General features: G+C 36.9%; 23 protein-coding genes. 11 read left to right on the forward strand and 12 right to left on the reverse strand.

The features are described 5' to 3' along the window. The first annotated feature begins 117 nt into the window (after positions 1–117). From topA to AABJ51_RS06500, 6 genes are all read left to right on the forward strand, one after another. Positions 118–2,520, forward strand: coding sequence for a type I DNA topoisomerase (gene topA, locus AABJ51_RS06475; protein ID WP_338374861.1), 2,403 nt, complete (start codon positions 118–120; stop codon positions 2,518–2,520). Between the two features lie 141 nt (positions 2,521–2,661). After that, entirely contained in the window at positions 2,662–2,991 is a 330-nt protein-coding gene (locus AABJ51_RS06480) for a hypothetical protein (protein WP_338374862.1), read from the forward strand. 141 nt (positions 2,992–3,132) lie between these two features. Next, the gene (locus AABJ51_RS06485; protein ID WP_026627611.1) at positions 3,133–3,804 is read left to right on the forward strand and encodes a YiaD family glycine zipper/OmpA-like lipoprotein; all 672 of its coding nucleotides are present in this window, start codon (positions 3,133–3,135) and stop codon (positions 3,802–3,804) included. A gap of 122 nt (positions 3,805–3,926) precedes the next feature. Beyond that, entirely contained in the window at positions 3,927–4,649 is a 723-nt protein-coding gene (gene recO / locus AABJ51_RS06490) for a DNA repair protein RecO (protein ID WP_026627612.1), read from the forward strand. Between the two features lie 338 nt (positions 4,650–4,987). After that, a complete protein-coding gene (locus AABJ51_RS06495) occupies positions 4,988–6,784 on the forward strand; it encodes a MutS family DNA mismatch repair protein (RefSeq protein WP_338374863.1) in 1,797 nt (598 codons plus the stop codon). Between the two features lie 74 nt (positions 6,785–6,858). After that, positions 6,859–8,235, forward strand: a complete 1,377-nt coding sequence (locus AABJ51_RS06500) for a C1 family peptidase (protein WP_338374864.1) — start codon at positions 6,859–6,861, stop codon at positions 8,233–8,235. 66 nt (positions 8,236–8,301) lie between these two features. Here the strand turns inward: AABJ51_RS06500 and AABJ51_RS06505 are convergent, their stop codons facing one another. The 4 genes from AABJ51_RS06505 to ettA form a co-directional block, all read right to left on the reverse strand. Then, positions 8,302–8,823: a threonine/serine exporter family protein gene (locus tag AABJ51_RS06505; RefSeq protein ID WP_338374865.1), complete on the reverse strand. Its 522-nt coding sequence runs from the start codon at positions 8,821–8,823 to the stop codon at positions 8,302–8,304. A gap of 5 nt (positions 8,824–8,828) precedes the next feature. Beyond that, positions 8,829–9,641 (reverse strand): threonine/serine exporter family protein, encoded by an 813-nt coding sequence (locus AABJ51_RS06510; protein WP_026627616.1) that lies wholly within the window; start codon positions 9,639–9,641, stop codon positions 8,829–8,831. Between the two features lie 153 nt (positions 9,642–9,794). After that, positions 9,795–12,353, reverse strand: a complete 2,559-nt coding sequence (locus AABJ51_RS06515; protein ID WP_338374866.1) for a DUF5686 and carboxypeptidase-like regulatory domain-containing protein — start codon at positions 12,351–12,353, stop codon at positions 9,795–9,797. 178 nt (positions 12,354–12,531) lie between these two features. Next, positions 12,532–14,220: an energy-dependent translational throttle protein EttA gene (gene ettA, locus AABJ51_RS06520; protein ID WP_026627618.1), complete on the reverse strand. Its 1,689-nt coding sequence runs from the start codon at positions 14,218–14,220 to the stop codon at positions 12,532–12,534. A gap of 414 nt (positions 14,221–14,634) precedes the next feature. On the opposite strand from ettA, the gene AABJ51_RS06525 reads away from it, so the two are divergent. The 4 genes from AABJ51_RS06525 (at position 14,635) to AABJ51_RS06540 (ending at position 17,153) form a co-directional block, all read left to right on the forward strand. Then, positions 14,635–15,516, forward strand: coding sequence for a DUF3078 domain-containing protein (locus AABJ51_RS06525; protein ID WP_026627619.1), 882 nt, complete (start codon positions 14,635–14,637; stop codon positions 15,514–15,516). A 114-nt stretch (positions 15,517–15,630) separates the two neighbouring features. Then, positions 15,631–16,608, forward strand: coding sequence for a glycosyltransferase family 2 protein (locus tag AABJ51_RS06530; protein ID WP_338374867.1), 978 nt, complete (start codon positions 15,631–15,633; stop codon positions 16,606–16,608). A gap of 41 nt (positions 16,609–16,649) precedes the next feature. Continuing rightward, the gene (locus AABJ51_RS06535; protein ID WP_281279435.1) at positions 16,650–16,781 is read left to right on the forward strand and encodes a hypothetical protein; all 132 of its coding nucleotides are present in this window, start codon (positions 16,650–16,652) and stop codon (positions 16,779–16,781) included. 153 nt (positions 16,782–16,934) lie between these two features. Continuing rightward, complete coding sequence (locus tag AABJ51_RS06540) at positions 16,935–17,153, forward strand: YdeI/OmpD-associated family protein (protein WP_338375956.1); 219 nt, start codon at positions 16,935–16,937, stop codon at positions 17,151–17,153. 30 nt (positions 17,154–17,183) lie between these two features. Here AABJ51_RS06540 and AABJ51_RS06545 read toward each other — a convergent pair whose 3' ends face one another. Continuing rightward, positions 17,184–18,128, reverse strand: a complete 945-nt coding sequence (locus AABJ51_RS06545) for a glucosaminidase domain-containing protein (protein WP_035332230.1) — start codon at positions 18,126–18,128, stop codon at positions 17,184–17,186. 48 nt (positions 18,129–18,176) lie between these two features. Between AABJ51_RS06545 and cdd the strand changes: the two genes are divergently transcribed. Beyond that, on the forward strand, positions 18,177–18,674 hold the full coding sequence (gene cdd, locus AABJ51_RS06550) for a cytidine deaminase (RefSeq protein ID WP_338374868.1): 498 nt from the start codon (positions 18,177–18,179) through the stop codon (positions 18,672–18,674). A gap of 3 nt (positions 18,675–18,677) precedes the next feature. Here cdd and AABJ51_RS06555 read toward each other — a convergent pair whose 3' ends face one another. The 7 genes from AABJ51_RS06555 to AABJ51_RS06580 form a co-directional block, all read right to left on the reverse strand. Further along, on the reverse strand, positions 18,678–19,370 hold the full coding sequence (locus AABJ51_RS06555) for a M48 family metallopeptidase (RefSeq protein ID WP_338374869.1): 693 nt from the start codon (positions 19,368–19,370) through the stop codon (positions 18,678–18,680). 119 nt (positions 19,371–19,489) lie between these two features. Then, positions 19,490–20,248, reverse strand: coding sequence for a uroporphyrinogen-III synthase (locus tag AABJ51_RS06560; protein WP_134435498.1), 759 nt, complete (start codon positions 20,246–20,248; stop codon positions 19,490–19,492). Beyond that, complete coding sequence (locus tag AABJ51_RS19380; RefSeq protein ID WP_353527792.1) at positions 20,239–21,030, reverse strand: DUF4271 domain-containing protein; 792 nt, start codon at positions 21,028–21,030, stop codon at positions 20,239–20,241. The genes AABJ51_RS06560 and AABJ51_RS19380 overlap by 10 nt, the downstream gene beginning before the upstream one ends. A gap of 231 nt (positions 21,031–21,261) precedes the next feature. Further along, positions 21,262–22,530: a methionine adenosyltransferase gene (gene metK / locus AABJ51_RS06565; RefSeq protein WP_338374870.1), complete on the reverse strand. Its 1,269-nt coding sequence runs from the start codon at positions 22,528–22,530 to the stop codon at positions 21,262–21,264. 233 nt (positions 22,531–22,763) lie between these two features. Continuing rightward, positions 22,764–24,401 (reverse strand): tetratricopeptide repeat protein, encoded by a 1,638-nt coding sequence (locus tag AABJ51_RS06570; protein ID WP_026627626.1) that lies wholly within the window; start codon positions 24,399–24,401, stop codon positions 22,764–22,766. Between the two features lie 112 nt (positions 24,402–24,513). Next, positions 24,514–25,461, reverse strand: a complete 948-nt coding sequence (locus tag AABJ51_RS06575; protein WP_338374871.1) for a PstS family phosphate ABC transporter substrate-binding protein — start codon at positions 25,459–25,461, stop codon at positions 24,514–24,516. A 50-nt stretch (positions 25,462–25,511) separates the two neighbouring features. After that, on the reverse strand, positions 25,512–25,745 hold the full coding sequence (locus AABJ51_RS06580) for a hypothetical protein (RefSeq protein ID WP_026627628.1): 234 nt from the start codon (positions 25,743–25,745) through the stop codon (positions 25,512–25,514). Positions 25,746–25,753: the final 8 nt, after the last annotated feature.

The raw sequence follows: 25,753 nt of genomic DNA on the forward strand, positions 1-25,753 counted from the left end.
GTTATAATTTAACAGAAACAATATGCTCTTTAATTACTCATAAAAATTAAAAACAACACAACCGGTAAACAATTTGAGTACATTTACCGTTTATTTTAATTGAAAAACGACAACAGTATGCAGAAAAATTTAGTTATAGTAGAGTCTCCGGCTAAAGCTAAGACAATCGAAAAATTCTTGGGGAAGGACTACAAGGTTATGTCCAGTTACGGACATATACGCGACCTCAAGAAAAAAGATCTTGGTGTAGACCTGGCCCATAACTATAAACCATTATATGAAATTCCGGCCGATAAGAAAAAATTAGTTTCGGAACTGAAATCTGCTGCAAAAGATGCTGATGTCGTATGGCTGGCTTCCGATGAAGACCGTGAAGGAGAAGCCATATCATGGCACTTATACGAAGCTCTCGATCTGAAAGATAAGAATTCGAAACGAATTGCATTTCACGAAATTACAAAAAATGCAATACTACATGCAATAGAAAATCCCCGGGAGATAGACAAAAATCTGGTGGATGCGCAACAAGCACGTCGTGTTTTAGACCGGATTGTGGGATTTGAAGTATCTCCAGTCTTATGGAAAAAAGTAAAACCAGCTCTTTCCGCCGGAAGGGTTCAATCTGTAGCTGTACGTTTAATAGTAGAACGCGAACGTGAAATACAAAATTTCAACACCGAAGCGGCATACAGAATTCAGGCTGTTTTTATCAAAGAAGAAAACGGAACAAAATACGAGCTGAAAGCCGAATTAAATAAACGGCTGAAAACGAAAGAAGAAGCAATGGCTCTTCTCGAACAACTGAAAAACGAGAGTGCCTTTGCGATAAATGATATACAAACCAAGCCGGTCAAAAAGTCTCCGGCAGCACCTTTTACAACTTCTACGTTGCAGCAAGAAGCCGCCCGTAAGCTTGGATTTTCAGTATCTCAGACCATGTCCGTCGCTCAGAAATTATATGAGTCAGGAAAAATCACATACATGCGTACCGACTCGGTAAACCTCTCGTCATTGGCAATCAATACATCTCGAGCAGAAATCGAAACGGTATACGGTAAAGAATATTCCAAAACCCGACAATTTTCTACTAAAGCTAAAGGTGCACAGGAAGCTCACGAGGCCATCAGACCAACATACATGAATGAGTCTAAAGTATCAGGATCTTCTCAAGAGCAAAAGTTATATGACCTGATATGGAAGCGCACAATTGCATCACAGATGTCTGATGCTGAACTGGAGCGCACGACTGTCACCATAGACCTACCGAAGGATAATGACCTGAAATTTGTATCGACAGGAGAAGTGCTGAAATTTGACGGATTTCTTCGTGTATATCTCGAAGATACCGACGATGAACCCGCCGACACCGATGAAGCATCACTGCTTCCGCCTCTGCATCTGAATGAAAAACTGGATTTACAGGAAACAACCGCCACAGAGCGTTTTACTCAGCGTCCGCCACGATACACTGAAGCTTCACTGGTTCGAAAATTGGAAGAACTGGGTATCGGACGTCCATCAACATACGCTCCGACTATATCTACTATTCAAAACAGAGAATATGTAGAGAAAAGTAATATAGAAGGTGTTGAAAGAAAGTACAATGTACTCCAACTGAAAAAAAGTAAGATCACCGATTCTATAAAAACAGAAATCACAGGAGCTGATAAAAATAAATTAAAGCCTACTGACATAGGTATAGTAGTGAATGATTTTCTTACACAGTCATTCCCATCTATCCTCGACTATAACTTCACAGCTAAAGTCGAAAAACAATTTGATAACATCGCCGAAGGACAAGAAGAATGGACTCACCTGATTGATACGTTCTATAAAAGTTTTCATCCGGTTGTGGATGAAGTGATGAACAGCCATACCGACCATAAGATCGGAGAACGGATACTCGGATCCGATCCTAAAACGGGCAAACAGGTATCCGTTAAAATCGGACGGTTCGGCCCCATGGTACAGATAGGCACGCAGGACGATGAGGAGAAACCAACTTTTGCCTCTTTACAGAAGAACCAATCATTGACGACTATCACACTCGAAGAAGCTTTGAAACTATTCGACCTTCCACGTTCGGTCGGCGAATACGAAGGTAAAGATATGCAAGTGGCAGTCGGACGATTTGGACCATATATCCGTCATGACGGCAAATTCATATCACTTCCGCGCGGACTCGATCCGTATGCCGTGACCGAAGAGGAAGCTGTACAGCTGATCGAAGAAAAACGGAAAAAGGATAGTGAAAAAACAATCAGCATATTTGGAGAAGGTGACGAAGAAATTCAGGTATTAAACGGCAGATACGGCCCCTATATTACCTATCAGAAAGGGAATTACAAGATACCTAAAGGAACCGATGCAGCAACTTTGACTGAAGAACAGTGCAAAGAAATTATAAAAAATACAGAAAGTACATCTTCTAAATCGAAGAAGACTTCAAAAACAGAAAAGAAAACAACCAAAGCCAGTTCAGAGAAAAAAGGAAAGTCGACTAAAAAGTCGGCGAAATAAAGTTCCCGATCTATTTAAAGGGTATCCTGTATTCTGTCAGTCACTTACAGATTACCCATTATTTGGCATCTCCTTATTCAACTGAACATACAAAGCCTATAGTTGTTAATATAATAGTTATAATACCTAAAAAAGAAAATTATGAGTACGGAACTCGATCCAATAGGTTATGATGAAGACGAAGCTGTAAAGTATATTCAAAATCATTTACCGCAGGATTTAAAGGGAAAATTTTCAAACGATGAAATAAATTATGTGATAGACATAGTTTACGAATTCTATGAAGACAAAGGCTTGCTCGACGAAAACACTTCTGATGAAGATGTCATAGACATTGATGAAGAAGAATTGATTCAGTTTGTTTTAAAGAATACCAAAAAAGACAAACTGGCTAGTTTCACTTCTGAAGAAATAACCTTTATTGTACAAGGAGAGCTGGCATACTGCGAGTCTCTGAATATTTTTGAATAACGCGCACAGCCGTTATGTTATTTAAGTATATTGTACTGAAAGTTACATACTGATATTGTATCGAAGATTTGTAGTAATATTAAATTTTCAGATACGTTTTTGAAAAAACTGAATAGGACACTATTATTTTACAACAATTATATGAAAAAGACATCATTTGGAGCATTAGCTCTCAGTGCAGCTTTATTATTATCTAGCTGCGGCGCAAGCAATACTGTTAAAGGAGGAGGAATAGGTGCTGGTGCAGGTGCTGCACTTGGCGCAGGTATCGGTGCGATAGCCGGAGGCGGCAAAGGTGCAGCCTGGGGCGCAGGTATCGGAGCCGTATTAGGAGGTACAGCAGGTGCTGTAGTCGGAAATAAAATGGACAAACAAAAAGCAGAACTTGAACAGATAAACGGAGCTCAGGTAGAAAGTATCAATGACGGACAAGCTATCAAAGTTACATTCGAATCAGGCATTCTTTTTGCGACCAACTCCAGCTCATTGAGTACCGCTTCACAGAGTGCTTTAACTCAGTTTGCTACTTCATTGAAGAACAATCCGGACACAGATATCCAAATAATCGGACATACAGACAATACAGGTTCTGATGCCGTTAATAACCCATTGTCTGAAAAACGTGCTCAATCGGTATACAATTTCCTTCTGCAGAAGGGTGTAACCGGAGGTCGTATGACTTCTACCGGAATGGGATCAACACAACCTGTTGCAGACAACAGTTCGGCTACCGGACGTTCTCAAAACCGTAGAGTTGAGGTATATATCCTTCCTAACGAAAAAATGCTAAAAGACGCACAACAAGGTAAATAAGATATAAAAACCGATAATGTATAAAAATCCCGGATAAATTAATTGTCCGGGATTTTTTATGCTTCAAATTCAGTAATTTTGTATACAAGAAATTGAATTTATTTTGCTGATCAATCAAATAAATGCTGTATAAAACCCAAGCCATAGTATTAAATACAATCAACTATAATGATAAGTATCTTCTGGCATCGCTGTATACAAGCGAGTTTGGCAGAGTTACTTATATGATTCCAAAATCGAAAAGTAAAACAGGAAAGGTGCAAAAATCGATGTTCGCACCGCTGTCTATATTAGATATGGAGGCCGAACACCAGGTCAAACGGGATATACAACGTATAAGAGAGGCCCATCTGTTATATCCACTCCACTCTATACAAGGCAATATGGTAAAAACATCGATTGTATTTTTCCTATCGGAATTCCTCAGCCGGATACTGAAAGATACAGACGAGTTTCAAATAATATACAATTACCTGAGTCAATCTATACAGGTGCTGGAAGAAACAGAGTATGGACTTGCTAATTTCCATTTGGTATTTATGTTGAAATTAACTCGATTCATGGGATTTTACCCAAATCTAGAGGATTATCACGAAAACGACTATTTTGATATGCTTAATGGCATTTTTGTATCAAATCAGCCACTTCATCATCATTATATAAATAAAATTGACAGCAAAGCATTATCTTTGTTATCTCGGATATCATTCGAGAACATGCATCACTTTGTATTCTCCCGCCAAGACCGCCTGAATATCATCAATCGCATGCTCGAGTATTACCGTATACATTTACATGATTTCCAGACTCTAAAATCTCTGGATATCCTGCATGAATTATTTTAAGGTCACAGACTTTTAGTAATTATGAATTTTATCTATAAGAGAAAGGGGTGTAGTCCCTCTAGTTTATAAGAAATTTAAAATAATGTATAATAAAGTAACAACGAAAAATGGACAAATCCAGAGTAACCTTTGTTACCTTTTTGAAAAATGACCCAACCCGCCTGAAGGGGCTTTTTCGAGCGTCAGCTAAATCCCTTTTAGGGGACAGAGAGGTAAAAGTATCACTTCAAAAACGAACATAAAGTATGTGACCTTTGTAACCTTTTACCAGATAAACATCTGATAAGCAATAAACAGAAAAAGGGTAACATAAATAAGAGAAAGTTACAATTTAAAATATGAATATCGACGATCTGAAAATACATTACACTAACATTATTAATAAATATCAAGAGAGATCCAATGAGTTGAAAAAGATAATTTTCAGAATCGGATCAGTACGTCTCATTATATTTATAGCATCCTGTATAGCTATCTATTACTATTGGGGACAAACCTCCGTAGTTTTAGTAAATGCATCTATCGGCATTATCGCTTTTCTGGTATTGATGCAATATCATAATTCTCTATACAAAAAAAAGCATTACAGCGATGAGCAAATAAAAAATGCAAAAGATGAATTAAAAGCCATTGATTACGATTTCTCTGCATTTGACAACGGTGCTGATAAAATAGACGCTGAACATAGCTTCAGTCTCGATCTGGATATTTTCGGCAAACGATCGTTCTTTCAATCACTCAATCGCACCGTAACATCTTTCGGAAAAGACAAACTGGCAGATACACTCATACACCCTTTTGAACAAAAAGAGAATATATTACTCCAACAGGATGCTATAAGAGAACTCTCTTCCAATCCCGAACTATTAGCCCATTTCAGGGCAATAGGGCAAATGACCGAGATGGATAAACTGAATACCCGAGACTTTTCTCAATCATTCTCTAAAGTTCCGCTGCTTGCAAACAGTTTGTTCTGGAAAAGTATGTTGTATATAGTTCCGCTTATCCATATCATATCTGCAATATTGATATATACAGACATCATGCCGGGCGGATATTACTCTATCGTCTATATTGCAACCCTTATCATCACAGGCATTCCACTCGGAAAGGTCAGCTTGATTATGGATACATTCGACAGCAAATCGAAAGTTCTGGGGACTTACTCCGACCTGATGACAATTATAGAGCAAGAAACGTTCAACTCTCCCCGCCTCAAATCGCTACAAGCCGAACTATCGGGTATTACATCAGCATCCAAATCTATAAAACGATTACAATCGTTTTATAACAATCTTACGGTCTCCAAGACATTTCCGGTAGCCTTGATATTCAATCCTTATCTGGTCTGGGCTGTAAGATACTCTATCAAAGTAGAAGATTGGACAGAAGCAAATAAAAACAATATAGGCAAGTGGTTCGGAGCTTTAGCCGAATTTGATGCTTTGGTGTCATTCTCCACTTTTGCTTTTAATCATCCCGACTACACCTACCCTACCCCTGCCGATCAATTTATATTTGAAGGACAGGCTTTGGGGCATCCGATGATTCACCGTGATGTTTGTGTCAGAAACGATGTGAATATATCCAAAAGTCCGTTCTTTCTTGTCATTACGGGAGCCAATATGGCAGGAAAAAGTACATATTTGCGTACTATCGGTATTAATCACACATTGGCATGTGCAGGAGCTCCGGTTTGCGCCGAACAATTGACTTTCTATCCAGGACGTTTAGTTACCAACCTACGAACCGCCGACTCCCTTGCTGATAATGAATCCTATTTCTTTGCTGAATTAAAACGGTTGAAAATGATTATTGACAGATTGCAATCAGGCGAAGAACTATTTATTATTCTAGATGAAATACTGAAAGGAACCAATTCGGAAGATAAACAAAAAGGTTCTCTGGCATTAATGAAACAACTTATCGCTCTGAACGGGAACGGCATCATAGCAACACACGACCTTGTTTTAGGGAATCTCGAAAGTGAATATCCTGACAATGTAAAAGATTACCGCTTCGAGGCTGACATAACGAATGATAACCTCACTTTCTCATATAAGATCAGAGAGGGTGTAGCGCAAAACATGAATGCCTGTTTCCTTATGAAAAAAATGGGAATTACGGGATTATAAAGGTCGCAGACCTTATTATTGACTTTTATAAGAATTTTACAAATGGGTCTCAGACCTCAAAATAGAATAGAATTATGAAGTTTGGTTTATTTACATGCGGACTGCTGCTTGCAACCTCTTCTGTTATTGCCCAGACAATAACAGACAAAGAGTTACAGGATATACGGGGCAGCTTTAAGAAAGATGCAGCAACGACTGCAATACAAAACATCCTTACAACGAATAAGGATATTAAGAGCAATGCTCTTAATCACGATCTGGAAACAAAAATAGACCACTTGTTCAAATACAGGGTTGATGTAAAAGGCATAACCAATCAACAGAGCTCAGGACGCTGCTGGATGTTTACATCTATGAATGTTTTACGTCCGTCGATTATGACTAAATACAATACCGACCAGTTTGACTTTTCTCATAACTACCTGTATTTCTGGGACATTTTCGAAAAGTCGAACTTATTTCTGGAGAATATCATCTCCACTACAAGCAAACCGATGGATGACCGTGAAGTAGTCGAATATTTTAAATCTCCGGTTGGTGACGGTGGTGTATGGAATCTATTTTACAATGCCGCCGAAAAATATGGCGTAGTACCTGATATAGTTATGCCCGAAACGGCTCATTCTAATAATACAAGCCAAATGATATCCCTTATCAACGAAAAACTCCGCACGGGAGGGTATCATATCAGGCAAGCTGCCGAAAGTGGCAAAAAGGAGAAAGATCTTCGTCTTGAAAAACAGACTGTCTTGAAAGATGTATATCGTATGTTATCACTATGTTTGGGTGAACCTCCGACACAGTTTACTTGGCGATTTAAAGACAAATCGGGAAAAATAGTAGAAAAAGAGTACACTCCGCTGCAATTCTACAAAGAAATTGTACCAGCCGATTATACTCCCGAAAACTTTGTTATGATCATGAACGATCCTACACGTGATTATTACAAAGTATATGAAATACAGAATTATAAAAATACAATAGAAGGGATTAATTGGATATACCTTAATTTGCCGAATGACGACATCAAAAAAGCGGCTCTATCTTCTATCAAAAATAATGAAGCCATGTATGCTTCTTGTGATGTAGGTAAACAGCACAATAGAACAACAGGCATCATGGATCCGAAGATGTATGATTACGAATCATTGTTGGGTGTTAAATTGGACATGAACAAAAAAGCACGTATTTTGACTCGTCAGAGTGGATCAAGCCATGCTATGACTCTTATCGGATGCGATACTGATAATAACGATACTCCGGTAAAATGGGAATTTGAAAATAGCTGGGGTACAACCGCCGGCAATAAAGGATATCTTACTTTTACAGATAACTGGTTTTCCGAATATATGTTCAGAATTGTTATACACCGAAAATATCTTGACAGCAAAGCTATCGAAAGCCTGAAACAAAAACCAATCCAACTGCCAATGTGGGATTATATGAACTAAGAACACAAAGCTTTTGACTAAATAAAAAAACGGGTTTATTACTAAACCCGTTTTTTTTAGATCTTATTAGAAATGAGTCATGCGCTCCAGCTTCTTAGCAAACTCGATCTCCTTAACACTGGTCGCCCTGAAAAATAACGCAGCAATACAAATTCCAATTGCCAGAGTAAACAGCAAAGACATTGTAAGCATCAGGTTATGCGCCATTGTAGATAGTAAAGTAGGATCGGCATCAAGAGTAGCCGAATCGGTAATCTTCATTCCGGCTAGCATCGTTTTATAGGCATACATACCGGGAATCATTGTTATACATGCAGGCATCGTGAAAACTACCGGAGGATTATCCACCCTATGTGCCATAAAAATTCCAAACAGACCTATAAATACCGAACCGGCTAGTGTTGCCGAAATTAATCCGAAATCGAGTTGTAGCAAAATGAACCGGATACAATGTCCGAGCCCACCTAATAAACCGGCTATAACAAGAATACGCTTAGGCGTTCCGAATAGGATACCCCAGCAGAATCCTACAACAAAAGCAATACAAAAGTCCCGTATAATATTCAATATAATATCAGCAGCGTCCATGGTCGTTATAAGTTAAAATTATCGATACCTAATAATGTAATACTCAACATCATGCCCGCAGCAATACAAAGCAATATAAAACCGGCAAACAGACAACGGTTTACAGCTGAAGTCAAATATCCTTCTATCAGGTCTATTACACTATTTATCAAAGGCACACCGGGTATGAGATAAAGCACAGCGGTAGCCATTGCCGCTTCGGGATGACCACCAATTCCATTTATCGAACCCAATCCGGTAATGATAGTAGTAACAAATGCGGCCAAACCAATAGATATCATTGAATTGAAGTTCATTGCTGCAACCTTGAATCTGATCAGAGATCCAACAAAGGCTGCAAGCCAAACCACTATAGCATTCAGCCAATCACCCATTGCGAATAAACACAAACCTGCACAGGAAAAACCCACTACCAGAGACACAAGCCATGGATTGTAATGCGGCATTTCTTTTATCTCACAAAAAGCCTGCTCTGTTTCATCAATAGTAAGTCCTTGTTCGTAAACCTTCCAGGAAAGATGACTTACTCTGGTTAACACTTCAAGATGCACTACATGAGCAGGAGACTCTTTAAACAAAGTAATAGAGTCATGCTCATCGCGTGTATTCTGTACTGTTACTAATAAACCTTTAAAAGAAGGATGAAGATTGACATTAAACCCCCATGTCAGAGCTATACGCTTGATGTTACTGTTCACACGTCCACTATGAGCCCCTGAAGCCAGTAAAAATGTTCCGATATCTAATATCAAATCAGCAAATCTTTTAGCTGTAATACCATCTCCGGATCTATTTATTTCAGATTGCTTATCGCTCATATTTCATTATTAATGTAGAATGCAAAGGTATTAAATTACAGAATATGTCTATAATATAATGTTCAGAAGTTCCTACATACAGAGATATTTTAGACTTTGTATGTACTCTGCCTTCATATAATGAATACTTATTCGAATATCAAAGATTCTATATCAAAATGATACATCAAAGCTGATTCTAAATCCCGACTTTTCTATTCCGGGATTATCCAGATAACTGAGACGCCTTACATAATCAATCCTGAAAAATTGAAATATATTTTCTATGCCGACACTATATTCCATATAAGGTTTATTTCCCATAACATGGGAGTCCTCAGGGAATATCATAAGATTCCGATTATACTCCGGATTATTTCGGTTACTGAGCTTTCCCCAAAAACCTCTGAAACTTGCAACCTCTCTCCACTTAAACGATTTCAATAGAGGAATGCGGTTAAATAACCATCCACCCATACGGTAATTTATATCCCATGTCAATTGCGAATCATTCAAAAATTCCATTGCCCGCAACATATAGAACGAACCTCTCTGTATTGTAACCGAACTATTGGCATTTGCTGACAAGAGTAAAGGAAATGGAACTTCCCCCCAAACCTTTTCACCTTTCACCGTTACACCTAAACGGCCATATGGAGCCACCCAAAACTCTTTATCTAAAGACAATGCACTTTTATTATAATTGTACTGTCCATTAAAAACGTCTTTCAATCCGATTGTATGCGAAAGTGAAACAATCACGCCCTTGGATGGCAAACTGCGTCTCCGCCTTCTCTGCTGAAAGAATTTTTCGTTATGAGCATATCTCAGATTCAAACCAACCTCTGTAGTTTTGAGATTACCCATTTCCTCCAATATATGATTCTCGTTACGTCTTTCAAACTTAAGATTTCCGGCTGCATCTTCGTTATGAGTTCTACCGAATACACTATACGAAAACCCATTATAGTACTCATGCACATAGTTGATTTCGGCCATACGGTCATACGTCATATTGTTATACTTCTTAGCATTCAAGGAAAGCAGGATATTATCTCGCTCGGCTTGCAAAAAACGCTGACCTAAAGGATTCACATCATATTTATATGCTATAGATAAATTATGTCGAGGAAATTCGTCTTTGTGGTATTCTTTACGGTTGAATGCCCAGGTTGCTTCTCCATAATACTTCCATTTCCCATCTCTGGTACCATAAGCTCCATAACCATACAGATATAAGTGAGGATGTAAGAATTTGGTCGTTGATGCAGTTAATCTGATGCGGTTTCCCTCCAAATGGTTATAACTATAAAATGTAAGGGGAGTTCCCAGATCCAATTTGTTCTTCTCTTCCTCTCGGCTGGTAGACACATACTGAGAAGATAAGATATCGGCAGTCTTGAGTGTTATATCTATAAACTTGTTCTGGCGAAATTCCTTCATCATCTCATCCATATGATAATCCTTATTGAGTTCTTCAGGACGGTTATCATTCCAGAATTCGGATTTATGCTTTTTATAATCCGACAGATAAATAACCGGAGCTGATCCCGAAAAAGCGGCATCAACAGGCAGATCAAACATAAAATTGCTGAACATACGTTCTTTCTGCACATAAAACTTCGCCATATTATACATCGATAGATCAATAGCTGTTGTGAACTTGACAGGAACCCACAAATCCGGAGATTTTTCTTCGAACTCCTGAGTAACCAACATATTATCTATATAATTGACATTAATACGGGAAGGAACTCTGAAAGAAACTTTCCTGATGGCATAAGGAGCATCTGGCTGTACATAAATATTACCGATAAAACCCACATCCCGGGTATTAAAAGGAATAAATCCAAGATTTACATACTTTTTCTGATCTATCGTCACTGTATCTATAATATACCACTTATAAAAATTAACCGAAGATGTGGAACTTAAAGGGCCAACAAAATCATGCAAAAGTAAATTGATGTTATTTTCTGTAATGTCAACTTCCTTAAAGACCTCAGCCACGATAGCATCTATCGACTCGGTATTCATTTCCTGATCAATCCCCTCATTCTGATAAGCCGTAACTACACGGCGGGTACCTTTAGGCTCCTTCCGGTAATAAACATCAGACATCGTTTCTCTGACCGAAAACGGCAGAATAGCTTTACTGTCAATCAAAGAACTATCAGCATATTTCGAAAAGAATTTCATCTTCTTGAGTAAACCTTTTGCCGAGTCATATTCATTCAATGCAAACAGAATACGGTCATACTCATTATTCGTATAATAACTTCGGCTGGTAACCAAATAATCGTATTTATGCTCGATCACCTTTTTTATAAGTTCGACTGCAGGATTATCTTTTTTAGAATATCTCTCTTTTGTTTTGCGGACAACAACTTCCCCTAATTGTACACCTGAAGCCTTCAATTTAACTTCTATCCTAGATGTTTGTCTGGCAGGAATGCGTATTGTCTTAGTATCATATCCCATCAGAGATATAATAAGAGTCTGGGTTCCCGAAGTGTTGCTAATTGTAAACTTCCCGTCATCGTCGGTTAACTTACCAATACTTGTTCCGTCAAACCGGACTGTTGCATATTCAACAGGCTGATTTGTGACCGAATCCCGAACAACACCATGAACTACTGTTGTTTGCGAATACAAATTTGCAGTAAGTATAATAAATAAAGAAACAATGAATGAACGGAGTATACCTAATCTCTTTTTACTTGATGGTTTCATCAAAATAAACCTTTACTTAATACTAAATATCCCAAAGATACAAATAGGGTCGATATTATCGACCCTTTGCATATTAAATTATCAACATAATTTTATCTATAACCGGCTTTGGTTGTTTCATTTACCTGAGCAGGCAAAAGGCATAAGACCTTTTTTAATATCCTTCACGGATAAAATCTTAGTTCATCAACTTACGGTAACGAACCCGTTTAGGCTCAACATTACCAAGTCTTGCTTTTTTGTTATCTTCATACTCACTATATGAACCTTCGAAGTAAAATACTTCCGAATTACCTTCGAATGCCAATATATGGGTACAGATACGATCTAAGAACCAACGGTCGTGAGAAATAACAACGGCGCATCCCGCAAAATTTTCCAAACCTTCTTCCAATGCCCGCAATGTATTAACATCAATATCATTAGTCGGCTCATCAAGTAACAATACATTCGCTTCGGCTTTTAATGTTAAAGCTAAATGCAGGCGGTTTCGCTCACCTCCGGAAAGTACCCCGCAAAGTTTTTCCTGATCTCCTCCCGCAAAATTGAATCGAGACAGATAAGCTCGGGAATTTATCTCCTTACCTCCTACCCTAACAAATTCCGACCCTCCGGAAACAACCTGATAAACAGTTTTATTCGGATCAATAGCCTCATGAGCCTGATCGACATAAGCCGTCTTAACAGTTTCTCCGACTTCGAAAGTTCCTTTATCTGAGGATTCCAAACCTTGTATTAATCGGAATAATGTTGTCTTACCGGCTCCGTTAGGTCCAATAACACCAACAATACCATTGGGAGGCAACATAAAATTCAGATTATCGAAAAGCAGTTTATCGCCATATGCTTTAGCAACTCCTTGTGCTTCAATTACCTTATTACCTAATCGTGGTCCGTTAGGTATAAATATCTCAAGTTTTTCTTCTCTTTCCTTTTGGTCGGCATTCAATAGTTTTTCATATTCATTCAAACGGGCTTTCCCTTTTGCCTGACGGGCTTTTGGAGCCATACGTACCCAGTCTAACTCACGTTCGAGAGTCTTTCGGCGTTTGCTGGCTTGCTTTTCCTCCTGCTCCATTCGCTTAGTCTTTTGCTCCAGCCACGAAGTATAATTGCCCTTCCATGGAATACCTTCCCCACGATCGAGCTCAAGAATCCATCCTGCAACATGATCAAGGAAATAACGGTCGTGCGTAATACAGATAACCGTTCCGGCATATTGTTGTAAATGCTGCTCCAGCCAATCAATAGATTCAGCATCCAAATGGTTGGTCGGCTCATCAAGAAGCAATACATCGGGTTCTTGTAACAACAGGCGGCAAAGGGCAACACGGCGTTTTTCCCCTCCGGATAAATGTTCTGTCAATTCGTCTTCGGGTGGACAACGCAATGCATCCATTGCTCTCTCCAGCTTATTATCTAAGTTCCATGCATCTGTAGCATCTATTTTATCTTGCAACTCAGCTTGACGAGCAAACAGCACATCCATTTTATCCGAATCTTCATAATATTCGGGCAATCCGAATTTTTCATTTATCGATTCGTATTCAGCCAAAAGATCCATTATAGGTTGTACACCTTCCTGTACAATTTCTTTTACAGTTTTTGTAGGATCCAGTTTCGGATCTTGCTCAAGATATCCTACCGAATAACCTTTATCAGAAACGATTTCGCCCTGATATTCCTTTTCGATTCCGGCTATTATTTTCAATAATGTTGATTTACCGGAACCATTTAAACCGATAATTCCGATCTTCGCCCCATAATAAAAGGACAAATAGATATTCTTCAACACTTGTTTTTGAGGAGGAAATACTTTATTCACTCCTATCATCGAGAATATAATTTTCTTATCGTCTGTAGACATATTTATATTGTATAAGTAACAGAAAGTATTTAATGATGCATTTTTATTTCAAAATTTCAGATTTGCAAATATAGCAAATATTATACTATATGCGAATTGTCTTGTTTGAGGCTGCAAAATATTAGCAGATTAAAAAAGGTTACAAAGGTTACTCTTTTTATGCTCATTTTCTTCAGTTACCTTTTTCTCTTTATTATCACACTGGTTAGTCTTCATATTTGCACATTGTTTCTCTTATAGATAAATTTGTTTGTAACAGCCTTGTGAACAAATAAAGGCATTATGTGTTAGAGTTTAATAAATTCAATTTATAAAAAAGATGAAAATATTCAATAAATACGCTACAATTACAGTAATCTAACACAATAATAAATCGAACAAAATAAGCCTGTTACAAACCAATATTATTTTTATATGAAACGTATATTTCTATTCACATTATTACTGATGTCAATAACTGCCATATCGGCGCAAGAAGCAGACTCTACTAAGATAGGAACATGGAAGCATTCGGGCTCAACCGGATTAAACCTATCTCAGACATCCCTGTCAAACTGGTCGGGAGGTGGTGACGATGCTTTTGCAGGTAATCTCTATCTCAACGGAAAGCTCGAACATAAAAAAGGCAACTGGGCATGGATAAATACTTTAGCTCTCGAGTATGGTATTACAAGTACCAAAGCTCAGGGAGCTCAAAAATCGACCGATAAAATGGAATTGGCTACTCAGTTAGGATATACTACCGACAATAAATGGTACTATACGGCAATGGCTGATTTCAAATCTCAATTCTACAAAGGTTATAACTATCCGAATAAAGAAAATTATATTTCCAAGTTTATGGCTCCTGCCTATTCGAATATCTCGATAGGTATGGAATACCGTCCTAAGGATTCGTTCTTTTCTGCGTATTTTTCACCGGCAGCAGGTAAACTTACATTCGTAAATGACGATTATTTATCAGATCTGGGATCTTTCGGGGTTGATCCGGGAGATAAATTTAAAGCTGAATTCGGAGCCTATGCAAAAGGTACTCTAGAAAAAAACATTATGGAAAATGTAAAACTGATGAGTGATGCAAACTTCTTCACCGCATATGACGATTCGTTTGGCAATATAGATATTGAATGGAATGTCCTTATCAGCATGAAAATAAATAAATACCTGAATGCCAGTATCAATACAACTTTAAAGTATGATGACGATGTTAAATATATCAATACACAAGGCGAAAAGAAAGGTCCAAAAGTACAATTCAAAGAAATTCTGGGAATCGGGTTCGGATATAATTTTTAATAAAGTCCAATCAAAATATATAAAAAGACAAGGTGTAATACATCTTGTCTTTTTATATATTTGTAGCACTAAAAAAGCCAAGATCCTTACATAAATATCCACTGAATCTTTTACATGAAAATATCTATTATAATACCTGTATATAACGTCGAAATATATCTAGAACAATGTCTGGACAGTATACTATATCAGGACTACCATAATCTCGAAATCATTATAGTAAACGACGGTAGCACTGACAGATCAGGCGAAATCTGTGAAAAATATGCACAAAATGATAATCGAATAAAGCTTATACAGCAAGAAAATCAAGGAATTTCAATTGCAAGGAATAATGGACTAAAAGCAGTAACAGGAGACTTTATTAATTTTATAGATTCTGATGACTGGATAAATCAAGGAATGTATTCTAATATAATCTCTGAGATAAATAAAAATCCCGACATTGATATAATATATATACCATACAAGAACACAGCTAGATTAAAAAAATCCGAGTTTTCAGGAAATGAGATAAAGACTTCTTTCCTTCCGGACTTTATTGGAGGAAAATACATTTCACTAGGAATGCATGCTTATGTATGGACTTTATGCATCAGAAAGAATCTTATAAGAAATTTATCTTTTGAAAATATAACAATGTCTGAGGATAAACTTTTTTTTCTTCAGAGCGTAATAATGTCAAACAATCTAGTTATACTCCCTCAAAAATATTATAACTATAGGAGCAATCCTACTTCAATCACACACAAACACAATAAAAACTTAGTTGAAGATCAGATCTTCGCAAACAAAGTGATAAGAAAAACTTTAGATCAATATAATTTATTAGATAATAAAGAATTAAAAAAAAGATATACTAATTATATACTTGGATTTCTATTCTTTATAATAAGAAATGAAGCAAAGAGAGATTATCTGAAAATTCCGAACAAAGATCTGTCTGAGTATTTTGATAAAGAGGATATTGGCAAACATTTAACATGGAGACTAACAATAAAGAATATCTTCCGTCAACCCAAATGGATCCTTATCAAATTAGGATATATAGAAGAAGTATTGTCTAGAAAGTGGAAAAAGGCTCATCTCTAATAAATTAAAGAAAAGGACGAACTACTACACTTTCAAGAAAAATGACAAAACCATTAGTAGATAAAGACTATGAGCTGATTAAAACTGAGGCCAAAGGAGGATGGATTTTTGCCGAATTACCCGAAATACCTATGCCAAAGGTTTCTTTTGGAATGCTGAGGGTAAAAGGTTAGATAGACGATTATTAATTTTCGAATGTCACCTTATGCCCATTGGAAACGGATATGTTGGTCTTGTAGTTAAATCAGAAATAAGGAAAAAATAAGAAAACAGGCAGGCGATATACCGTACATATCATTATTTATGAATATAATACACTTACTGAAATACCAGAAGAACTAGTTACGTGTATGAAATATGAAGATAGTATCTTCGAAAAATTTAAATTATATAGTGACAGCGAGAAAAAGGCTTTTATTAAATGGATATATTCATCTAAGACAGAGCAAACCAAAGCAGATCGAATCGCAAAAATGATAATCATGATAAATAAAGACGAGAAATTCTACAAAGCATGGGTAATAACCATCCTTTTTTGCAGGTGATTTGAATAAGTACAAAAATAGTTACCTTTTTTATCTCAACCTCAATATATCACCTTCCGTTGGCACATATTCCATATCCTGCTTATTCATCTTATAGAGATTTTTAACTCTCATACCATATAGCTGAGCGATACTGTGCATCGATTCCCCTACCTGAACCACGTGTTCGTAATAGGGTTTATCTGCCTTTTTCTTCTTTTTCTGGAAATAGATCAAGTCACCTTCTTGTATCGGGAAGTTTTCGGGTACTTCATTATATTCACATAAGTCTTTCATTTTAAAGCCAAATTCTTTGGCTATCGACTCATATGTATCATTCCTCTGAGCAACCACATAGATCAACCCCTGAGTTTTATATACAGTATGCTTATTGGGGATATCGGGAACAACAACAGTTATTTTATCATTCTCTACTTTTCCTTTTTTCCCTTTTCTATCATATTCGTATAACTCATAGTCTTCAATCAGTTTTATCAGCTTGTTTGCATAAGCCCTGTCGGTAGCATATCCTGCCTGTTGCAGACCTCTTGCCCACCCCTTATAATCGGTAATCTCCAGATCGAATAATTTACCATATCGTGGTTTTTCACTCAAAAAACGAGAATGGTCATCATAAGAATCTTCGGACTTTTTATATTTTCTGAAACAATCGTTCGGGGTATCATCGGCAGCAATAACCGATTCGCCTTTCCATCCGTTATGGCATTTGATACCAAAATGATTATTCGATTTTACAGTCAAAGCACTTCTCCCTGCACCCGATTCCAGTAATCCCTGAGAAAGAGTTATACTGGCAGGTATGCGATACTTTTTCATATGGCTTATAGCCAAATCCTTATATTTTTCGATGTAGTCATCATAAGCCTTATTACGGGTGACTTTCCCCCCTGCATAAGCCGAAATGGAAACAGAAGCCGCAAATATGAATAGCAGGACTGACTTTAACAAACCTCTTGTCGATATCGTATGAATCATCTTAAATTTTTTTACCTTTGATTTCAATATAAATAAACGTCAATCTATATGGAAAGTTTAGAAATTTCTGCAAAATTAAGAGTTTATAGCATAGTAGAATATACAAATGATAAGAAAATTCTAATAGAGAAAGCAAAAAATGCATCTCTTTCAGCATATGCACCCTATTCTAAGTTTCACGTCGGAGCAGCAGTACTCCTTGCTAATGGAACTATCATAACCGGCAGTAATCAGGAAAACGCAGCATATCCATCAGGACTTTGTGCAGAACGCACCGCTTTATTCTATGCAAATGCCCAATATCCTGATGTACCCGTAAAAGCAATAGCAATTGCAGCCAACACAAAAGGCTCTTTCACGAAAGATGTATGCTCTCCCTGCGGATCATGCCGTCAGGTATTGGTCGAAGTCGAAAACAGATATAACCAGCCTGTTGAGATCATTATGTATGGCGAAAAGCATATTTATGAAGTAGATTCGATCAGAAGCCTTCTTCCATTATCGTTCGGAAAAGAAAATCTTGAAGATAATGTAAACCACGAATAATGGTTACCATTTAGCGGCTTTTACCTTCAGTTCCTGAGTAAGCTTACGTGCATTATTTCCGGTCACATTATCCAAAAGTTTCCAAAAACGATCGCCATGATTCATTTCGACAGTATGGCATAACTCATGCAAGATAACAAACTCTATCAGATATTGAGGTAATAAAAGGCAGAAATAGGATAAATTAATAGATTTTTGAGAAGAGCAGCTACCCCAACGGGTTCTGCTCTTATTTATTTTCAGCGAATTATACGTAAACTTATATCTTTCCGCAAGATTCTTTAGCATCAGAGGAAATACTCGCTGAGCCTCATGCCGCATTGTCTGCTCTATGCAATTACGTATTATGGATTGCACTTTTACATCCGAAAAATCAGTTATCCCGGGACAGGTTATAAATAAAGTTCCATCATGTAATTTCGCATGATAATTTCGCACATCACGAGACTCTATCCTTAATGAAAATGTTGCTGTCTTAAAATCACTATCGGGAGTAAATTCGATTTGGGGTACAGAAGGAACTTTCAGTAAACGAGGACGCATTTTTTCGATCACATCCCTGATTTCCTTCTCTGAAAAATACGATGGAACCGTCATCTGAATATATCCGGGCTTATTACGGGCTATCACATTACGCGCCCTAGCATTACGTACAATTCGAATTATCCCCAGCTCCTTATCATCAATACTTTGCATAAGCTAAATAAGTTTTAGAACTTAATAAAATAAGCTCGACTTTCCTATTGGGCAGTCAAGCTTAATTCTTTACAAAATATATTTATCAATATTTATCTAAAGATAACATTGATATTATCTTATTTTTTCTTTTGATTTTCTTTTACGAATGCTTCCAAAGCAGCAGTCATAGAGGTTAAACCGGGAAGAGGAGCTTCACAATCAAGACGCAGTCCTGCCTCTTTCACAGCCTTAGCTGTGGCAGCACCAAAACATCCGATAGCCTTTTCACCCTGTTCGAAATCAGGATAATTCTTAAATAAAGAAGCAATTCCCGCAGGTGTAAAAAATACGATAAGATCGTACGAATCAATTTCACTCGGTTCAAATTCTGTACTCACGGTCCGGTACATAACAGCCTTGATAAAATCAACCTTTTTTTCTTCCAGAACAGCTGTTATATCTTCGTTATGCACATCCGAAACAGGCACTATAAACTTCTCTTTATTGTGCTTTGATAGAGACGATGCCAAGCCATCCATTTTTCCGGTCTGACTGAAGAATATTTTTCTCTTACGATACACAATATACTTTTGAAGATACAAAGCCACCGATTCTGAGATACAGAAATATTTCATTGTTTCAGGCATCACTATACGCATTTCTTCACACAATGCAAAAAAATGATCGATTGCCACTTTTGCGGTAAAAACGATTGCTGTATATTCGGGTATATTAATTCGTTGTTGTCTGAATTCTTTAGCATCAACACCTTCAACCTTTATAAAAGGACGAAAATCTATTGTCAAATTATATTTTTCGGCAATGTCAAAATAGGGTGATTTTTCTGTTGCTGGTTTGGGTTGTGAGATCAGCACTTTCTTAATTTTCAAAGCCATAGTAAACTTATTAAATCAACTTTATATAAATAAATCAAAACCTGATATAAAATAATATAAGGTATAATTTCTACGGTGCAAAGGTAGACAATCAAAAACAAAAAATTAACATGTTGTCTTAAAAAAAACGTAATTATCCTATAAAAAAGAATAAGACGGGACACAAAGAACAATACTATAAAAAAGAATAATAAGATATAGTGAAAACTCTGCGAATATACCATTATTAAAGTAGGAATAAAGGCAATCATCCCCATCATTTCGAGAACAATGATATATGTCCGTATCCATATTTTCATGTATTCCTTTATATTGAAAATATATCCTACAAACCGGTAAAAAATCAATTTACCCGATATGAAAAGAGCTAAAGTCGTCATAAAGACAAGTATCGTGACAAAACTATCCTTCGGCAAAGGATACTTGTCAGACTCCAAAAACAAATCAAAAAGGATTATAGATGTCAGTAAAACATTCTGGAACAATAAAATAAAATTGAACCAGAACTCACGGATAGTAGTTTCACTATATAGACTTAAATTTTCTCGGTTTGAAAAAAGCAAGCGTGTATTCTCTTTAAAAAAGGTTATCCCACCTTTATATATACGGGTAAAAAACAAAAAACACACTAATAATAAAATAAGCACTCCATCCTCATTCTCCAGTGTAAATGCCTTTTTTACCCCATCATGTCCCTCCACAGAATTAGCTTGCACCACCTTGGTCTGCTTTAGCGATTCAATCTTGTCCTCCGAAAAATACATACTGGTATCTTTCTCCATTTTAAACAGAGAGTAATAGTCAGCCGAATCTTTACGAGATTGAGATATCGCTAAACTATCAATGACATAATATGTATTTACATCGGATTCCAAACACTTATTTTTTTATTTCGGCACAAAGATAATTATAACAATGCATCCTTGACATTTTTTCATCAAGGATGCATCACTATTTTTTATTTATTTAAGGTCTCAGACCTTCTAAACACAAAATAATAAGAGAGAATAAACTTATAAAGCAAAAGCCTTTTTAATAGCATCTACAAAATCAAGTTTCTCCCAAGTGAATAATTCCACAGACAACTTCAATGGTTCGGGGTTATATCTCGACTGAAAAGTTTTCTCTATCACCTTAGACTCACGCCCCATGTGTCCGTATGCTGCAGTTTCTGAGTATATAGGATTACGTAGCTTCAACCGATCTTCAATAGCTTTAGGGCGCATATCAAATAATGTTTCCACAACTTTGGCTATTTCGCCATCGGTCATATTCACATTAGACTTCCCATAAGTATTCACATAAATATTCATAGGCTTAGCCACACCAATCGCATATGATACCTGCACCAATACTTCAGAAGATACACCTGCAGCTACAAGATTTTTAGCTATATGACGACTTGCGTACGCCGCCGAACGGTCTACCTTCGAAGGGTCTTTTCCTGAAAAAGCACCACCTCCGTGAGCACCTTTACCGCCATAAGTATCAACTATAATTTTACGGCCTGTCAGACCGGTATCTCCATGAGGTCCTCCGATAACAAATTTTCCGGTAGGATTAACATGATAAATGATCTGATCATTAAACAGGCTCAGAATATCGTCTCTAAATGTATATTTCGCCTTTACTCTTGGTATCAGAATATTAATAACGTCTTCACGAATCTTATCCTGCATCTCTTTATCAGATGCAAATTCATCATGCTGAGTCGATAATACAATAGTATCAATACGAAGAGGTGTTCCATTATCATCATATTCAATAGTCACCTGTGACTTTGCATCAGGACGAAGGTATGGCATCAATGCCAATTCATTTTTACGAATTTCGGCTAGTTCCAACAGTAAAGAGTGAGATAAATCCAATGCAAGCGGCATGTAATTATCAGTCTCATTTGTGGCATAACCAAACATCATCCCTTGGTCTCCGGCTCCCTGATCCATTGGATCAGCTTTCTGGTCTACCCCACGGTTAATATCGTCCGATTGCTCATGAATAGCAGACAATACCCCGCAAGACTTAGCTTCAAACTGATACTCACTTTTGGTATAACCTATTCGCTCGATTACTGTACGGGCAACCTCGGGTACATCAATATATGCTTTTGATTTGACTTCGCCGGCAAGAACAACCTGCCCTGTAGTTACCAATGTTTCGCAGGCTACTTTAGAATTAGCATCATACGCCAAAAATTCGTCTAATAATGCATCTGAAATTTGATCTGCAACTTTGTCTGGATGACCTTCCGATACAGATTCGGAAGTAAATAAATAACTCATATTATAATTCCGTTATACGTTAAATAATTAATAGAGTGGATTTTATACAGATGCGTGCAGATATGAGAAAAGACTTCATTTAGCATTTTTTCATGTGGTTGCAAGCAAACAAATCTATCCACCAATCGGATACAAAGGTAAGAGTTTTATATATAAAAAAAAGGAATAGTATCAAAAAATACTATTCCTTTATCTTTTTTAAGACCAAAAGAGGTCTTCTTATAATCTCTTATTTATTGTTTCACAGCTTCAAGCAATTGCTTAGCGACTCCATTTTCAGGATCTAAAGCTAAAATCTTTTCACTGTAAGATCTAACGTGCTCTTTATCTTCGGCACTTTTACTTTTCTCAAATGACAAATAATAATAATAACTCAAGTAACGATATGCTTCTACCAACTCGTTGTTATTACTTCCGTCGTCTTTTGAAGTAACTATCTCTATTACTTTTTCGTAATATGGTTTAGCTAGACCTAAAATAGTTTGAGGATCAAGAGCCGCATTAGCACGTGCTCTCCAGAAATATCCAAGATAACTGTCAGGTATGCGTTCCGACACTGTACCAAAAGCTTTATCAGACTGCACTAACAGAGCCTTAGATTTAGCAGGAGCCTCTGAATCGGCTGTATCTTTCTGAGCAGCAGTACCTGCAATATAAGAGTAACGCCCGATATTGAAGAAATCTGTAGCTTCAACCACGCTGGAGTCTGATTTATCTACATATTCCTGAAGGTATTTCGCTGCGTCAGCATATTGATTTGCATCAACACAAGCTTGTGCGATCTCTTTATATACTGAAGATTTTGAGGGGTCAAGTTTTACAGCTTCTTCGTATTGCAATAAAGCTTTATCCATTTGGTTATTTTTGCTCAGCAATTCACCATAGGTCATATAATCCTGAACAATGTATTGACTGTCTCCTTTGTCTAATGAGAAAAACTTATCACCAACAGTCAAGCCTGCAGTATAATCTTTAGACTGTAAATAGCTATACATCAATAAACGATTCAACACGAAGTTGTTTGGTTCTTTAGAAATACCTTCGTTTATTAGTTTTTTAGCTTCATCATACTGTTTTGTGAAATATAAAGCCGCAGCATAACGAGTCAAATCCGACACATCATATGCTCCCTGTGCAAAATATTTTTTGTATGCTTCAATAGCATCGGCATATTGTCCGTTATGAGAATAAATACTCCCTAACATTTTATAAGCCAATGTATAATTTGGATTTATCTCAATCGCTTTTTGGAGCATTTCTACAGCCAATGTGGGATTTACGCTTTCGTAAACCTGAGCCGATTTGATATATGCAACAGAACAAGTAGGATCGAAATTGTAAGCCTGGGCATAACTTCCGGCAGCTTCTCCGACATTAGATTTTGCTTTCAGGTCACCTTCCAATATATAAATCAATGGCGATTTTTTATCAGCTTTACGTGCATCTGCCAATTTTGAAGCACCTTTATCAGCCATATTGTTAGCATAATATGCTTCAGCTATTGCAACAAGAACAGATACATCTTTTTTATTTTTCTTCAATGCAATAGAAAACTGATCTTCTGCATCTTTAGGACTAGATTTCAACAAAAGTTTACCCAATCCAACATTATTAAGTACAAAATCGGCTGATGCAGCTAATCCTTTTTCATAATTAGCTTTAGCTTCGTCAAGTTTACCTTCTTTATAAGCAACTTCTCCCAGATAGTAATAAGCTTCAGCAGGTGATTGACTTACTTGTTTCTCAAAAATTTCTTTTGCAACTTTCAGCTCTCCTGTTTTTAAATAGTCAGCACCAAGATTTGATTGCGCAAAAATCGGAGTACTAAGTAATAAGCCAAGAAAAGCTCCTAATAAATACTTCTTTTTCATCCTTAATTAATTCTTATAGTATAATATTATATTCGAGTTTTGATTGTGAGCCCAGAGTGTAATAGTTTTTACTTTAAATCCATTTCGGGATTACAAGATTGTCAAGCGTACTTTAATCAAAACTATCCTGCACCGTTATCAAACGCATGGGTCTTGTTGCAGGAATAAGACCTGCTTTCAAAATTATACGTTGTCCTCTGTCCCCAACAAGAAAGCTAACAAAGCCTGTCGGCAAAGTCCCTCTTAGATCCGATGTAATAACAAAAACGTCTCGCCTCAAAGGATATTCCCCCAAAGCCAGATATGCAGCATACGGCTGAAAACTACTTTGACGAGTTGCCGGTTCAACCTTACTCACAGACATGACCCGTACTTTATCATTAAAACTGAGATTGGTCGTATCCATCGGATTACTTATCCAGTTTACACCGATCACACCCATTGCATTAGGTGTTTTTGCCACATAATCAAGTACAGCCTTGTTGTTTTCCTGAGCTTTCAAATGCTCAGCCAGAGGCTCCCCTCTGTTTATTGAATCTTTGATAAAACGCACCGTACTCGAATTTGGATTATCAAAAACGACTGCAATTTTATCATATTTTGATCGGGGATTGATCTGTTTCCATGAATCGATTTCCCCTGTCATTATCTTCTTTATTTGTGGAACACTGATCAAAGAATCAGTATTTTGATTATTTATAATCAATGCAATTCCATCGACAGCAATTTTTTGTGTCCGAGGTTGCAATTGTTTATTCAACAATCCTTGTTTTTCTGCATCAGTTAAATCACGGGCAGCAATTACAAGTCTCAGGCTATCTTTTAATAATAAGTTAATAGCATCAACCTCACTTCCATATATAGGTATAATTGACGCGTCTTTATTTAAAGCTTCAAATACATCTATTTCCTCTTGGACTATAGGACTAAAGCAATCATCGCTTGCTATTTCCGCAACACCACTGGTCGGAGTATCTGTTCGTGTCACTTTAATTCTCTGGTTACACGCTGAGAAAATTGTCAAAGATAGTAAAATACAAAATAAACCAACTTTTCTCATAATTTTTGATAATTAAATAAAAACTTCACTAACATTTCTCCTTACATGTATTACTTTCTGAATTTATAAACGCGATAGGCTCTGAATAAACCATAACCGATTATACCAACACCTAAAATATACCGAACAATAAGGAAATCATCAACCTGTGGATCATTATCCCTAAAATTATATTTCAGAATCAATCCTGTAAACATAATAAGATATCCCATAGCGATATAAAGGATAGCCATAATCACGCTCCATATTGTTCTGAATGTTATTTTATTATTATTATCACTCATAGTAAATA

It is taken from the genome of Indolivaga capnocytophagoides, assembly GCF_036511535.1.
Lineage (GTDB): Bacteria > Bacteroidota > Bacteroidia > Bacteroidales > Dysgonomonadaceae > Dysgonomonas_A > Dysgonomonas_A capnocytophagoides.

Coding starts and splice junctions, on each gene's coding strand:
- AABJ51_RS06505 (WP_338374865.1), bottom strand. CDS start 8,823: ATGGACGCTGCTGATATTATATTGAATATTATACGGGACTTTTGTATT.
- AABJ51_RS06535 (WP_281279435.1), top strand. CDS start 16,650: ATGACAAAACCATTAGTAGATAAAGACTATGAGCTGATTAAAACTGAG.
- recO (WP_026627612.1), top strand. CDS start 3,927: ATGCTGTATAAAACCCAAGCCATAGTATTAAATACAATCAACTATAAT.
- AABJ51_RS06525 (WP_026627619.1), top strand. CDS start 14,635: ATGAAACGTATATTTCTATTCACATTATTACTGATGTCAATAACTGCC.
- AABJ51_RS06580 (WP_026627628.1), bottom strand. CDS start 25,745: ATGAGTGATAATAATAATAAAATAACATTCAGAACAATATGGAGCGTG.
- ettA (WP_026627618.1), bottom strand. CDS start 14,220: ATGTCTACAGACGATAAGAAAATTATATTCTCGATGATAGGAGTGAAT.
- AABJ51_RS06480 (WP_338374862.1), top strand. CDS start 2,662: ATGAGTACGGAACTCGATCCAATAGGTTATGATGAAGACGAAGCTGTA.
- topA (WP_338374861.1), top strand. CDS start 118: ATGCAGAAAAATTTAGTTATAGTAGAGTCTCCGGCTAAAGCTAAGACA.
- AABJ51_RS06545 (WP_035332230.1), bottom strand. CDS start 18,128: ATGATTCATACGATATCGACAAGAGGTTTGTTAAAGTCAGTCCTGCTA.
- AABJ51_RS19380 (WP_353527792.1), bottom strand. CDS start 21,030: ATGGAGAAAGATACCAGTATGTATTTTTCGGAGGACAAGATTGAATCG.
- metK (WP_338374870.1), bottom strand. CDS start 22,530: ATGAGTTATTTATTTACTTCCGAATCTGTATCGGAAGGTCATCCAGAC.
- AABJ51_RS06530 (WP_338374867.1), top strand. CDS start 15,631: ATGAAAATATCTATTATAATACCTGTATATAACGTCGAAATATATCTA.
- AABJ51_RS06570 (WP_026627626.1), bottom strand. CDS start 24,401: ATGAAAAAGAAGTATTTATTAGGAGCTTTTCTTGGCTTATTACTTAGT.
- AABJ51_RS06575 (WP_338374871.1), bottom strand. CDS start 25,461: ATGAGAAAAGTTGGTTTATTTTGTATTTTACTATCTTTGACAATTTTC.
- AABJ51_RS06555 (WP_338374869.1), bottom strand. CDS start 19,370: ATGCAAAGTATTGATGATAAGGAGCTGGGGATAATTCGAATTGTACGT.
- AABJ51_RS06515 (WP_338374866.1), bottom strand. CDS start 12,353: ATGAAACCATCAAGTAAAAAGAGATTAGGTATACTCCGTTCATTCATT.
- AABJ51_RS06500 (WP_338374864.1), top strand. CDS start 6,859: ATGAAGTTTGGTTTATTTACATGCGGACTGCTGCTTGCAACCTCTTCT.
- AABJ51_RS06495 (WP_338374863.1), top strand. CDS start 4,988: ATGAATATCGACGATCTGAAAATACATTACACTAACATTATTAATAAA.
- AABJ51_RS06510 (WP_026627616.1), bottom strand. CDS start 9,641: ATGAGCGATAAGCAATCTGAAATAAATAGATCCGGAGATGGTATTACA.
- AABJ51_RS06485 (WP_026627611.1), top strand. CDS start 3,133: ATGAAAAAGACATCATTTGGAGCATTAGCTCTCAGTGCAGCTTTATTA.
- cdd (WP_338374868.1), top strand. CDS start 18,177: ATGGAAAGTTTAGAAATTTCTGCAAAATTAAGAGTTTATAGCATAGTA.
- AABJ51_RS06560 (WP_134435498.1), bottom strand. CDS start 20,248: ATGGCTTTGAAAATTAAGAAAGTGCTGATCTCACAACCCAAACCAGCA.